A 13,482-nucleotide genomic window follows, 5' to 3' on the forward strand; every position below is an offset into this window, starting at 1 on the left:
CTCCGTACGGCCGTCCCAACCACGCTGCTGACGTGGGAGTTCGCGAGGCGAAGCGGACGCGAAGGGCGATGCGGCGCGGGCCGTGGAGTGGGCGAACTCCAGCCAACAGGAAACTTTCCTAACGTTTCTATTGTCTGGACCATGACACGTCGATAGCGTGCGCCACGCCACATCCCCTCCACGTGATTGGAGCGTGCCGTGCACCCCCACCTCGCACCGCGCCGCCGCCTCGCACTCGGGTTCGCCGTGGCGCTCACCGCCGCCGGAGTCATGACGGCCACCGCGCAGGCAACACCCCAGGAGTCGGTCAGGGAACAGCCCGCCAGAGGGGCGGACAAGGCTGCGGTCAGCGGCCTCAACGGCCCCTACCTCTACCTCGGTTGGGGCAACCCGCCGAACGCGACGGAGTTCCTCAAGGCCACCGGGAACACCCAGCTCACCATGGCCTTCATCCTCGCCAAGGGCGGTTGTGAACCCGCCTGGGACGGTCAGCGCCCGCTGGCCGGCGGGCGGGACGCCCAGACCATCAGGGCCGTGCAGGCGGCGGGTGGTTCCATCACCCCGTCCATCGGTGGCTGGAGCGGCAACAAGCTCGGCGAGGCGTGCAAGTCCGCCGCCGACCTCGCCGGCGCGTACCAGAAGGTGATCGACGCGTACAAGCTCGACTCGATCGACATCGACATCGAGTCCACCGAGGTCGAGAGCGAGCCGGTACGGAAGCGGGTCATCGACGCGCTGAAGATCCTCAAGGACAGGAACCGGGGTCTGAAGGTCTACGTCACCTTCGGCACCGCCCCGAGCGGCCCCATCGCGCCGGGCAAGGACCTGGTGCGCAAGGGCGCCAAGGCCGGCCTGGACGTGGACGGTTGGACCGTCATGCCGTTCGACTTCGGTGACGGCACGACCGACATGGTGGCCGCCACCAAGTCGGCCGTGGACGGCCTGAAGAACATCGTGAAGGCCGAGTACGGGCTGAGCGACGACGCCGCCTACCGCAAGGTCGGCTTCTCCTCGATGAACGGCAAGACCGACGTACGGGGTGAGGTCGTCACCCCGGCCGGCTTCCAGGAGATGGTCAACTACGCCAAGCAGCACCACCTGGCACGGGTCAGCTTCTGGGCCGTGAACCGGGACCGGCCGTGCGCGGGTGGCGGCGACGGCGGTTCGTGCAGCGGGATCGACCAGAAGCAGTGGGAGTTCTCCAAGATCCTCGCCGGCTACCAGGGCTGATCCGAGCCCGTCCGCGAGCCGCCCGGGCCCTGTGCCCGGCGGCCCGCGGGCGTACGGGCCCGGGTCGCACCAGGGGCGTGGCCCGGGCCCTCACCGTAAGCGCGCGACGTCGGCCGCGCCCCCGGGCGCGGCCGGCGCGTGCGGCACCACGACGATCTGCACCGCGTCCTCGTAGAGCACGCGCCCCGGGTCGGTCGAGCTGAGCCGCACCCACCCGACCCCGTGCGCCGTCAGGATCTCCAGATAGCCGTCGACCCGCTCGATGAGATGGCGGGCCGAACTCCTGAACCAGGCGACGGCCGTCGGATGCCGCTCGCGGTCGTACACCGACGTGTCGACGTGCGAGGGGTTGGTGTACGCGGCGTCGTACCAGGCGTTGGACGTCCGCCGGAAGCGCTCCTGCTCGGCGGTCAGCCTGCCCTCGCGCGCCAGCCCGTTGACGAGTACGAAGACGCCGGGATAGGCGCCGCGCTCGTTGCGGGCCGTGCCCTGGAACCGTACGTACCGACCGTCCGACACTGCCCTGCCCCCCGCCGTGGCCGTCGCCGCAACCGCCCTGGCTGCCGGTGGCCGCCTCGGATGATGCCACCCCACCGCCCGGCCCGGCCACGCCCCGGCCCTTAGAAGCGGCACGCCGTGGCGCGGGGTGACCTGGACGGGGGCGCGCTGCTTGGCCGGCTGTGGCGTGGCGCGCCGAGCCGCCGCCGCTGCCCGATCGGGCAGCCAGTGCTGCCCGGCTCCGCCGGGAGCTGACCTGGACGCGGAGCCGGCCGGCGCTCACGCTGGAGGGCGACAGGACGCCGGGTGGGGGACGCCCCGAGGGAGCCGACGATGCGCCGACACGAGCATGAGCACGACCACGAGCACCACGAGGCCGGCGCGCGCGACGCGGCGGCCGAGGCCCACGAGCGGGCCCGCACCCCGCACGTCCTGCGGGCCGCCGTCGCCGGCCGTACCGACGTCATCGGCCGCGCCGGCATGGCGACCCTGCAACGCGCCGTAGGCAACAGCGTCGCGCGCACCCTGGTCCAGCGCAGGGCGACCGGCGATGACGAGGCGGCCGAGGCGCGCGAAGAGGCCTCGGAGCAGCCGCGTTCGTCGGTGCACGACGTGGTGTCGTCGGGCGGCGGTCAGGCCCTGGACCCGGAGACGCGCACCGACATGGAGGCCCGGCTCGGCGCCGACTTCTCCGACGTGCGGGTGCACACCGACGCGGCGGCGCACGACTCGGCGAAGGAGGTCGGCGCCCACGCGTACACCGTCGGCAACAACGTCGTCTTCCAGCGCGACGCCTACGACACGTCCTCGCGGCAGGGCCGCACGATGCTCGCCCACGAGCTGACGCACGTCGTCCAGCAACGCTCCGGGCCCGTCGACGGCGCCGAGGCGCCCGGCGGCATCCGGGTGAGCGACCCGGGGGACCGCTTCGAGCAGGAGGCCGCCAGCACCGCCGAGCGGGTCATGGCGGAGCCGCCGGCACCCACCCCCGAGCCGGCCGGGTCCGGCGCCCCCCAACCGGCCGAGTCCGTCACGCCGCGGCCGGCGGCCACTCCCACGGCTCCGGCGGCCGTCCAGCTCTCGGCCGCGCCCGCCGTACAGCGCGCCGCCGACGAGGGCGAGGACGAGGAACCGGCGGACGTGCAGGGCGCGTTCGTGCAGCGGGCCGAGAAGAAGCCGGAGGAAGAGGAGGAGACCCCGCCCGAGTAGGGCGCCACCCGGCCCCTGGGCCTCGCGCGCTGGTCTCGCCCGCGGTCAGCCAGCGAGGGGCGGGTAGTCGATGTACCCCCGGTCGCCGCCCTGGTAGTACGTCTCGACATAGGCCTCGCGCAGCGCCGCCCCGCGCCGGAACCGCTCCACCAGATCCGGGTTGCCGATGAAGGCGCGGCCGTAGCCGATGAGATCCATGCCCTGGGAGAGCCAGTACTCGCCGCGCTCCCGGTCAGCCTGCGGGCCCACGATGCCCGCGGACGGGTTCATGATGTACGTGTGCGGCCACGCCTTGCGCAGCGCGGCGGTGAGCTCCAGGTCGGCGGAGTTCAGGGTGTGCACGTAGGTGACGCCGATCCTGGCGAGTTCCCGGTACAGCGCCGTGTACAGCTCGGCGACCTCGCTCTCCTCGACGTCCCAGATGGTGCCGGCGGGGGAGAGGCGGATGCCGACCCGGTCCGCGCCGATGGCGTCCACGACCGCCTCGGCGACCTCGACGGCGAACCGGATACGACCGGTGACCGAGCCCCCGTACGCGTCGGTGCGCTGGTTGACGTTCGAGGACAGGAACTGCTGGATGAGATAGCCGTTGGCGCCGTGCAGTTCGATGCCGTCGAAGCCGGCGTCCACCGCGCGCCGTGCCGCGTCCGCGAACGCCGCGACCTCGCCCGCCACCTCGCTGGTCGCCAGGGCGCGCGGGACGGGCGCGGGCAGCCTCCCCCGAGGCCCGGTGAACAGCTCGGCCTCCAGCCGCACGGCGGACGGCGCCACGGGACGGAACCCCGCGACCGCCTCGTGCCCCACCCGCCCGGCGTGCATGAGCTGGGCGAAGATCCGCCCGCCGGCCGTGTGCACGGCCTCGGTCACCGGCCGCCAGGCGGCGACCTGTTCGTCGTTGTGCAGCCCCGGTGTGTACGGGTTCGACTGCCCTTGCAGACTCGGCTGCACGCCCTCGCTGACGAGCAGCCCGGCACTGGCGCGCTGGGCGTAGTACGTTGCCGTGGACGGCGTCGGCAGCCCGTCGACGGTCGCCCGCGCCCGGGACATCGGGGCCATCACGATGCGGTTGGGAAGCGTGCGTCCGCCGAGCTGGTAACTGTCGAACAGGCTGGTCATGACGGGTCTCCGAGCTGGTCGATGAAGCGTGGTGCGGTCGTGGGTTACGCTAAAACCTGACACTGACGTCAGAGGCAACTCTTGTGAGCAGGACCACAGGGCCACGGGTTCGGGGCCCGGGGAGGCGTGGACTCCATGCGTATCGGCGAGCTGGCGCGGCGGACCGGCGTGAGCGTGCGATCGCTGCGCTACTACGAGGAGCAGCACCTGCTCCCGGCGGTGCGCTCGACCAGCGGGCAGCGGCAGTACCCGGAATCCGCGGTCGGCCGCGTCGAGTTGATCCAGCAGCTCTACGCCGCGGGCCTGTCCAGCAAGACGATCCTGGGCATCATGCCGTGCATGGTCACGGGCGAGGTGACGCCCATGCTGCTCGACCGCCTCACGGGCGAACGGGACCGCATCGACCAGCAGATCGCCGGCCTGACGAGCACCCGCGACCGGCTGGACGCCATCATCTCCGCCTCAAGTGACCTCATGAGCAGGGGCGAGCGCTGCACCACACACGGCCTCCTGCCCGGCGAGCACCTGCACGACCTGTGCTCGTCCGCCTCAACGGTCAAGTAGGCGTAACCGCAAGCCAGTTGACGGCACGTCAGGCCTGCGGTCTCGACCAACCCTCGCGACGCCCGCGCCCGTGCTCCCGACCGCCCCCGGCCCTCTGACCCTCAGTCCTCGGCCGGTGCGTCGGCGACCAGGGAGCCACCCAGGAACAGCGACTCGGAACACTGGGTCGGCCGAGGCGCCTTGACCGGCTTGCCCACCTCGCGGCAGCTCACGGAGATACTGATCCTGCTCTTGGCGGGTACCTGGATCGGCGTGACGAAGTGGTAGTCCGAGTCGCGGAAGTTCTCAAGCGCCAGGTTGAGGATCTGCCCGTCCTGGCTGGAGACGGTCAGCGTCCCGGCGTCGCCCTGCGGGTTCTGCACCACGATGTCGGTGAGCGCGAACGTCTTGCCCTCGGGCACCGTGTAGGCGTCCCGCGTGGTGGAGGAGCCGCCCACCGCGTCGCGCACCTGCACGCGGGCGCTCTTCGGCGCGGCCGGGCCGCCCGGTTCGCCGGGCTTGCCGCTCCCGCCGCCATTGCCGTTGCCCGCCGTGTTGCCCTGGCTGCCGCCACCGTTCCGGCCGCCGTTCTGGCCCGCGCCGCCGGTGTTGCCGGCGGTGCTCCCGCCGTTGGCGCCGCCGCCGGTCGCCTCGCCCCCGTTGGCCCCGCCACCGGTCGCGCCGGCCGTGTCGCCGCCCTGCCCCGGGGGCCTGTCGCCCTGCTCGCCGTTCTTGTTCTCGTCGATCGCCGACTCGATCGCCTCCGGCGTGATGGCCTCCCGGGCCGCCGACCGCACGGTGGGCCGCAGCAGCGAGTACCAGAGCCCGGCCAACACGCCCACCAGCAGCACCGCGACGATCAGCGCGCGGGGTAACCAGTGCGGCAGGATGGCCTGCTGTTCGTACGAGCCGTCCACCACCACCGGCGCGTGCGGCGCGGCGGCGTCGACGCCCTCCGCGCCCCGCGCCGTGGCCACGACCTGGAACGGATGGGTGATCGGTGCGCCGCGCCACAGCCGGTTCGTGGGGCGCACCGCGATCTGCGCGAACTTCGCCTGGCCGGGCGGGATGGTCAGCTCGGCCGGCTCGAAGGTCACCTTGGCCCGCTCCGTGCCCTCCTGGGTGGCCAGGTCCAGCGTCAGCGGGGTGTTGCCCAGGTTGTCGACGGCCAGCTTGTGCCGACCGCGCCAGGGGCTGTGCGAGGAACGCGGCACGAGCTCGGCGGTGACCTCGGCGAACGGCAGGATGGTGATGGTCCGTTCGGGCACCTGGGTGTGCTCGGTGTCATTGGTCGGAATCACCCGCAGACCGAGCGGCATCGGGCCCGCGGAGATCCGCGGACTCCGCGGCGGGCGCAGCGACAACGTGGCGGTGCCCGATGCGCCGGGGTAGAGAGACAGCGCCGCTGGTTCTACTGTGACCCAGGCGGCACAAGGCCCGACCACCTCGAATCGGAACTCCTCAACGGTGGTTCCCGAGTTGAGTACCTGTACGGGGAGATCGGCCTCGCCGCCGGGCTGAACGGAGACGGGCGAGTCGTCCAAGCTGGCCGAAACACTCATGCCCGGACGGTACGGCGTGCCGCACAGGACAGGAGTGGCCGAGCAGGAACACTTTCGGGCAGAACCAGGTTCGCTCTGAGCCATCGGTTCCTTCCCGGGTGAGGAACAGCGCGGGTAAGGGAAAGAGCGCCACATCTGGGGGTGGCACAACGACGCACCTGAGGGGTGGCGCGGGTTCCGTTTGTGTCAGGTCCATGGCAGATAGGGGGGCGGGAGAGCGATATGCATCCGGCGAGCGCGGAGCGCATCCTGGTGGACCTTCGAGCACAGGATCCGGTGTCCCAGGCGGGCGTGGCCAGCCAGCTCCGTACCAGACCAGAGGTACGGATCGTCGACCCAGCGGGGACCGAGGACGCGCAGGTGGTCCTCGTGGTGGTCGACCTCATCGACGACGAGGTGCTGAGCCTGCTGCGGCAACTCCAACGCACCGGCACGGCCCGCGGCGTGCTGGTCACCACGCACATCGACGAACAGCAGCTGGTCAGCGCCGCCGAGTGCGGCTTCGTCGGCGTCATCCGGCGCACCGAGGCGACGCCCGAGCGCCTGGTGCAGGTCATCGCGGCGGTGGCCAAGGGCGAGGGACACGTGCCGGCCGACCTGCTCGGCACCCTGCTCGCCCAGGTCGGCCGCCTCCAGGGGGAGGTGCTCGGCCCGCGCGGGCTCAACTTCACCGGGCTCTCCGCACGCGAGATCGAGGTCCTGCGGCTGGTCGCCGAGGGGTACGACACCGCCGACATCGCGCTCAAGCTCGCCTACTCCGAGCGCACCATCAAGAACGTCCTGCACGCGGTGATGACCCGGCTCAACCTCCGCAACCGCTCGCACGCGGTGGCGTACGCGCTCCGCCAGGGCCTGATCTGACGCGCCACCACCGGGCCGCGCGCCCGTAGTTCGCACCCTCGCACGCGCGCGCCGGCGTGCCCTCGCGGGCGTGCGGGATGAGTGGCGCGCGACCAGCAACCCTGTTCGCTGCGGCTGCGACCCTGTGGTGTCACCCGTGTCGCTGAGGCGGCTGTGCGGGTTGTGCGACGTGTTCAGGCTGTGGTGGTTGTGGTGGCTGCGCCGACTGTGACGGGTGGCTGCGCTGACTGTGACAGGTGGTGGTGACGGGGTGGCCGCGATGGCTGCGACAGGTGGTGGTGATGGATGGCCGAGATGACGGTGAGCCTGGACTGTGAATCGTGTCTGGCTGTGCGGGTGACGGTGGCTGGGACCGTGGTGAACCCCGGGGTGGCTGAGGCCCGGGTGGTGCCGGGTGGGTGGGTGCTCCCGTGGGGTGGCCCGTCGCGCTGCCCCTTCGGGCAGGCGCCGTACCCGAAGGGCTGGCTCGGTCCCCGCTGTCGGGCGTGGGCGCGCGGGTGAGGCTGGAGCCCGGCGCGCGGGCCAGGGCGCGGACAAGGCTGGCCGGGCGTACCGACGCGGCATGGGCGTCATGGACCGACTGGGGGGTTCTGTGCGGGGGCGTGAGCGCTTTCCAACGCGGACCGGAACCGACACCGCGGGCCGCGCCCGGTGGTGGCCGGCTCGATGGCGTCCGAGCGTGCGGCTGAGCGCGTTGCGACCCGCGTCGCGCGGCAGCGGCGGCTCGCGGGCCGACGGCGAACCGGCCGAGCGCTCCGACGCGTTCCGCGTCGCCGCCCTGACCCTCGCCCTGCTGCTCGCCGTGAGCGTCGTCCCGGGCGTCGCCGTCGACCGCGGATCACCCGCCCCGGAGGGCGTCACACCGGCTGTCGTAGAGCGGTCCCTTGACCCGGGGGAGTCGACCGAGGTGGTCAAGGAGGTCCGGACGCCCGTCGTACCGCCCCGGCCGGACGTGGTGCTGCTCGTGGACGCCACGCTCAGCATGCAGGACACCCTCACCGACCTGCGGGACGACCTCGAAAAGATCACCACAGGGGTACGCGCGTCACAGCCTGACTCGCAGTTCGCGGTGGCCAGGTACGGCGATCAGACGGACGGGGAGCGGGTCTTCGAGGTCAAGCAGGCCCTCACGCACGACCTGAAGGCCGTGACCACGGCGGTCAACGCCCTCAAGGCCGACCTGGGGCAGGGCAGCCCCGGCCCGGCCGAGGACTGGATCAACGCGCTGTGGCAGATCGCCAACGGGGCCGACGGCAAGACGCGGTTCCGGGAAGACGCGAGCCCGGTCGTGGTCCTGGTCGGCGACGCGTCGAGCCACGACCCCAGCAAGGGGCACACCCTGACCGACGCGACCAACGCCCTGGTGGACGCGGGCGTACGGGTGATCGGCGTCGACGTGGAGACGTACCTCGGCGACGGGTTGAACGGCAACGGCGACAACGGCAACGGCCCCGGCCAGAACGGCGAGCCGACCCATGAACCGAACCAGGCCACCAAGGTCATCCAGGCCACGAACGGCACCCTCTTCCAGGGCATCGACGCGGACCAGGTGGCCGAGAAGATCACCGAGGGCCTGACCAACCTGCCCACCACCGTCAGCCACCAACCCGTCAACTGCGACCCCGCGCTCCGGGTACGCCTGGAGCCCGAGTCCCAGCAGGTCACGAGCGGCCAGGTGGCCACCTTCCGGGAGACCATCGAACTCGCCGAGGACGCCCCGCAGGGGGCGGCGGTGGAGTGCGGTGTCCAGTTCCTGTTGGACGGCAAGGTGCCGGACCCGGACAGCACGGTGCACGGCAACCTCTTCGACGACGCGTCGCAGGAGCCCGGCGACGGAGACGCGCGTACGGGTCCGACGGACGGCCGCGGCGAGCGTGACACCGTCACGACCGTGACCGGCGGCACCATCGCCGGTACGCACGGAGGCCAGCACGGAACGCAGACGGGCGGCACGCTCGGCGGGGCACTCGGCGGCACCACCGCGACGTCGTGGGGCGGGCATCACGGGGGCCAGCACGGGGGCCACGAAGGTGGCCAACAGGGAGGCCAGCACGGTGGGCCGGGGGGTGACCCGGGCGGTCCTGGCGGACCCGGTGGTGATCCGGGTGGGCCCGGTGGTCCTGGTGGTGATCCGGGTGGTCCGGGTGGTCCTGGTGGTGACCCGGGTGGTCCGGGCGGTCCCGGCGGACCTGGTGGCGATCCGGGTGGTCCGGGTGGTCCTGGCGGTGACCCGGGTGGACCCGGTGGCGATCCGGGTGGGCCTGGCGATCCGGGTGGTCCCGGTGGTGACCCGGGTGGCCCCGGCGGCCCCGGCGGCGACCCAGGGGGTCCTGGTGGTGACCCCGGCGGTCCCGGCGGCGACCCGGGTGGCCCCGGCGGTGACGATGACGACCCGCCGCCCGCCCCCAACTACCGGCAACGCATCACCATCGCCGTCAACGACGTCACCGCGCCGGTGATCGTGGTGGACGACCGTACGGTGGACGCCACGGACGGCCGCGGCGCGCGGATCACCTTCCCGGCCACCGCCGTGGACGAGGTGGACGGCCCGCTGCCCGTCACCTGCGACCCGCGCTCCGGTTCGCTGTTCCCCGTCGGCCGGACCACCGTGACCTGCACCGCGACCGACTCGGCGGCCAACGAGGGCACCGATACGGCCACCTTCACCGTACTGCCCGCACCCGTGCCGCCCGACCCACCGGACCCGCCGGACCAACCCGACCCACCGGACCCGTCCGACCCACCGCGTCCGCCCGACCCGCCCCGGCCGCCCAGCGCCGACGTCGCGGTCAGCGCGACCATCGCGCCCGCCCGGGCCTACCCGGGCCAGCGGATCTCGGCCGGGTTCGTGATCACCAACGCCGGCCCCGACACCGCGCGCGACGTCGTCCTCGACACCACCTGGCCGCGCACCAGGGACGCGGACCGGCGCACCCTGGCGCCCCCGACGGCCTGCACTCGCCGCGCGCCCTGCTCCATCGCACCCGGCGGGCGGCTCGTAGTGACCCAGAGGGCCGAGTACCGCGCGGCGGTCACCGGTGACGTACGGGCGTCCGTACGCGGCTCGCTCGCCGATCCCGACCAGCGCGACAACACGGCCACGGCCCGCATCCGCGTCCTCCAGCCGAAGCTGACCGTCACCCCGAAGGTCGGCACGCCCGGCGAGGTGGCGTTGGTGCGCGGCACGGACTTCCCGCCCGGCGCCGTGGTCTCGCTGTCCTGGAAGCCGGGCATCACACCCGCCCGCTCCTCCGTACGCGTCAGCCCGGACGGCACCTTCACCGTGCAGATGCTCGTACTCCGCAAGGACCACCTCGGCCCGCGCGAGCTGCGCGCCGACGTACGCGGGCTCGATCGACTGACGAAACCGTTCCTGGTGGTCCAACGCAACCTGCAACCACCGGACTTCGCGGGCCGCAGTTGACGTGGCCGCAGCCGGTGAGCGCGGCCGATCCGTCGGTCGACGTACGGGAACGGAACGGGACGGACGACGACGGAGGGAGACGGGTCGGTGATCCACGAGGTCGACGAGGTGCTGCGGACGCTGTTCCGTACGGACGTTCTGGAGGGGGCCCAGATCGCCGTCGTCTTCGACGCGCCCACCCGCGAGTGGGCGGCCAAGGTCAACGCCCCGACGATCAACCTGTACCTGTACGACATCCGGGAGGACATGCGGCTGCGGGAGCGCGGGTTGCACAACGAGTACGACGCGCGCGGCGTGGTCGTGGCCCGCCGCCGCCCGCCACGCTTCTTCAAGCTCTCGTACCTGATCACCGCCTGGACCAAGCGCCCCGAGGACGAACACCGGTTGCTCTCCTCACTCCTGGCCTGCCTGCTACGCCACGAGTCCCTGCCGAGCGAACGGCTGACCGGCGCGCTCGCCGACATCGGTGTCGCCGTCCCCATGACGGTCGCCCTGCCACCGCCCGAGGACCGCTCGTTCGCCGACGTGTGGAGCGCCCTCGGCGGCGAGCTGAAACCCTCGCTCGACCTGGTCGTCAGCGTCCCGGTCACGGAGTCCCCGGTCTACCCGGTGGGCCCACCCGTCACGGACGAGGGGCTGCGGCTCGGCTTCACGGATCACGACCCACAGGACCCGGCGGCCGGCACCCCGGCGCGCGAACGCACGCCGGGCGGCGCCGAGTTGCCGATCTACGGCCGCCAGCCGGGCCGCCCAGACCCGGCCGCTCGGGAACCTGGCACGGGTGAGCCCGGCGTGGGCACCAGCCCCGGCGCCGGGCGCCGCCGCCAGGCCGGGATCGGCCGCCGGATCTCGGAAGAACGGCGCGGATGAGCGAGGACGCCACGCACCTGGCCCACCACGACCTGAGCCTGCGCCACCTGCTGGCCAGGGCCGCCCTCGTCGAGGAGCGCGTACGCCGCGCCGTGGACGCCCGCCAGGCCACCGACCCGAACCCGGACGACGCGTTCCGTGGCCTCTACCTGGACGACCAGACCGTACGTCGCCTCCTGGACGAGGGCCGCACGACCGCCGGCCCCGACGCGACGGACGCGGACCAACTGGCGGCGGCGGAGGCATGGGCGGACCAGGCGGAAGCGCTCGGGGCCGGGCCGGGGGAGCCCGGGGAGTTGGGGCGGCTCCAGAAGAGGGTGGAGGTCACCACGGGCCCCACCCGCCTCCGCGCCCTCACCCGCGAGTTCGGCCTCACCCCACTCGACGTGGAGATCCTCCTCATCGCGCTCGTACCCGACCTGGACGACCGCTTCGAGCAGTTCTACGCGTACCTGAACGACGACGTGACCCGCCAACGCCCCTCGGCCGGCATCGCGCTCGGCCTGTGCGGCGTGTCGGCGGCCGACGCGCAGGCACGGGGCCGCCTGCACCCCGCCGCACCGCTACGCGCCGGCGGGCTACTGCTGGTCGATGAGCCCGAACGCCCTTTCCTGGCTCGCGCGTTGCGCGTTCCCGACCGGGTGACGGCGCACCTGCTGGGCCACGCCACCCCCGATCCCCGGGTGGCCGACGTCCTCGCGCCGTGGCACGGCGACCCGGGCACGAGCGGGCGGCACACGCCCGGCACGGGCGACCCGGCACCGTTGGCGCGGGCCATCGCCAGCGGCGTCGGGCTGACCTACGTACGCGAGGAACAGGGCGGCGCCGGCACGGCCCTCGCCGCGGCGGCGCTCTCCCACGCGGGCCGGTCGGTCATCGGCGTGGACCTGGAACGGCTGGCCGCCGACCCACACCCGACGGACGCCGTACGCACCCTCGTCCGCGAGGCCCGCCTCACCGGCGCCGGCCTGGTCGGCGCCCCCATCGACCCGCTGACCAGGGAGAAGCCGGAGGTGATCCGCCTCGTCGCGGAGGCGGACCTGCCCGTGATCCTGGTCGGCCGCGCCCCCTGGGACGCCACCTGGTCCGCCCGCCCACCCCTCCTGCTGCCCGCCCCCCCGCGTCGGCCCCGAGGCCCGCGCGGCCCTGTGGCAACAGGCCCACTCGGCACCGCTGGCCGCCGACCTGGACCTCACCCGCGTCCTGTCCCCCTTCCTCCTCACCCCGGCCCAGGTGGCCCAGGCGGCCCGCAGCGCGGCGCAGGTGGCCACCCTCAACGGCGGCGAGGTCCAGGCCGAGGACGTACGCGCCGGCGCCCGCGCCCAGAACGCCGCCGGCCTCGACCGCCTGGCCCGCCGCATCGAACCCGCCGTCACCTGGGACGACCTGGTCCTCCCCGCCGACCCCCTGGCCCAACTCCGCGAACTCGCCGCCCGCGCCCGCCACCGCGACCGCGTCCTGGGCGAATGGGGCATGCGCCCCGGCGGCGGCCGTGGCCGCGGCGTGGCGGCCCTGTTCGCGGGTGACTCGGGTACGGGCAAGACGATGTCGGCCGAGGTCATCGCGGCAGACCTGGGCCTCGACCTCTACACGGTCGACCTGGCCACGGTCATCGACAAGTACGTCGGCGAGACCGAGAAGAACCTGGAGAAGATCTTCTCCGAGGCCACCGGCATCAACGGCGTCCTCCTCTTCGACGAGGCCGACGCGATCTTCGGCAAACGCTCGGAGGTCAAGGACGCCCACGACCGCTACGCCAACGTCGAAAGCGCCTACCTCCTCCAACGCATGGAGTCCTTCGACGGCCTGGCCATCCTCTCCACCAACCTCCGGGCCAACCTGGACGACGCGTTCACGCGCCGCCTGGACCTGGTGGTCGACTTCCCCATGCCGGACGCGGAGCAGCGGCGTGTGCTGTGGGAGCGGTGCCTTGGGCCGCTGCTGCCGCGAGCGGACGGCCTGGACCTCGACTTCTGCGCGGAGTCCTTCGAACTGGCGGGCGGCAACATCCGCTCGGTCGCGGTGACTGCGGCCTACCTGGCGGCGGAGTCCGGCGGGCCGGTGCGTATGGAGGACCTGATCCACGCGGTACAGCGCGAATACCAGAAGCTGGGCCGGCTGACGCTGGCTTCGGAGTTCGGGGAGTATGTGGGGTTGTTGGTGTGAGGG

Annotated in this window: 9 protein-coding genes and 1 pseudogene; 7 read left to right on the plus strand and 3 right to left on the minus strand. The window is 72.9% G+C overall.

Going from position 1 to position 13,482, the window contains the following annotated elements; all coding sequences use genetic code 11:
• Nucleotides 1-198: 198 nt before the first annotated feature.
• Nucleotides 199-1,230, plus strand: coding sequence for a chitinase (locus tag OYE22_RS29580; protein WP_277323255.1), 1,032 nt, complete (start codon nt 199-201; stop codon nt 1,228-1,230).
• 90 nt (nt 1,231-1,320) lie between these two features.
• On the opposite strand, the gene OYE22_RS29585 is transcribed toward OYE22_RS29580, so the two are convergent.
• A complete protein-coding gene (locus OYE22_RS29585; protein WP_277323256.1) occupies nt 1,321-1,749 on the minus strand; it encodes a hypothetical protein in 429 nt (142 codons plus the stop codon).
• Nucleotides 1,750-2,061: 312 nt separating this feature from the next.
• Between OYE22_RS29585 and OYE22_RS29590 the strand changes: the two genes are divergently transcribed.
• The gene (locus OYE22_RS29590) at nt 2,062-2,937 is read left to right on the plus strand and encodes a DUF4157 domain-containing protein (protein WP_277323257.1); all 876 of its coding nucleotides are present in this window, start codon (nt 2,062-2,064) and stop codon (nt 2,935-2,937) included.
• A gap of 45 nt (nt 2,938-2,982) precedes the next feature.
• Here OYE22_RS29590 and OYE22_RS29595 read toward each other — a convergent pair whose 3' ends face one another.
• A complete protein-coding gene (locus tag OYE22_RS29595) occupies nt 2,983-4,053 on the minus strand; it encodes an alkene reductase (protein WP_277323258.1) in 1,071 nt (356 codons plus the stop codon).
• 135 nt (nt 4,054-4,188) lie between these two features.
• Between OYE22_RS29595 and OYE22_RS29600 the strand changes: the two genes are divergently transcribed.
• Nucleotides 4,189-4,617 (plus strand): MerR family transcriptional regulator, encoded by a 429-nt coding sequence (locus OYE22_RS29600; protein WP_277324385.1) that lies wholly within the window; start codon nt 4,189-4,191, stop codon nt 4,615-4,617.
• A 101-nt stretch (nt 4,618-4,718) separates the two neighbouring features.
• Here OYE22_RS29600 and OYE22_RS29605 read toward each other — a convergent pair whose 3' ends face one another.
• The gene (locus tag OYE22_RS29605) at nt 4,719-6,158 is read right to left on the minus strand and encodes a hypothetical protein (protein WP_277323259.1); all 1,440 of its coding nucleotides are present in this window, start codon (nt 6,156-6,158) and stop codon (nt 4,719-4,721) included.
• Nucleotides 6,159-6,380: 222 nt separating this feature from the next.
• On the opposite strand from OYE22_RS29605, the gene OYE22_RS29610 reads away from it, so the two are divergent.
• From OYE22_RS29610 to OYE22_RS29625, 4 genes and pseudogenes are all read left to right on the plus strand, one after another.
• Entirely contained in the window at nt 6,381-7,019 is a 639-nt protein-coding gene (locus OYE22_RS29610; protein WP_277323260.1) for a response regulator transcription factor, read from the plus strand.
• A 679-nt stretch (nt 7,020-7,698) separates the two neighbouring features.
• Nucleotides 7,699-10,443 carry an HYR domain-containing protein gene (locus tag OYE22_RS29615; RefSeq protein ID WP_277323262.1) on the plus strand — a complete coding sequence of 915 codons (2,745 nt, stop codon included), beginning with the start codon at nt 7,699-7,701 and terminating at the stop codon, nt 10,441-10,443.
• Between the two features lie 87 nt (nt 10,444-10,530).
• Complete coding sequence (locus OYE22_RS29620; RefSeq protein WP_277323263.1) at nt 10,531-11,313, plus strand: DUF4255 domain-containing protein; 783 nt, start codon at nt 10,531-10,533, stop codon at nt 11,311-11,313.
• Nucleotides 11,310-13,479 (plus strand): annotated as a pseudogene (locus OYE22_RS29625) (ATP-binding protein). The gene OYE22_RS29620 and the pseudogene OYE22_RS29625 overlap by 4 nt, the downstream one beginning before the upstream one ends.
• The last annotated feature ends 3 nt before the right edge of the window (nt 13,480-13,482 follow it).

It is taken from the genome of Streptomyces sp. 71268, from assembly GCF_029392895.1.
Taxonomy (GTDB): Bacteria; Actinomycetota; Actinomycetes; order Streptomycetales; family Streptomycetaceae; genus Streptomyces.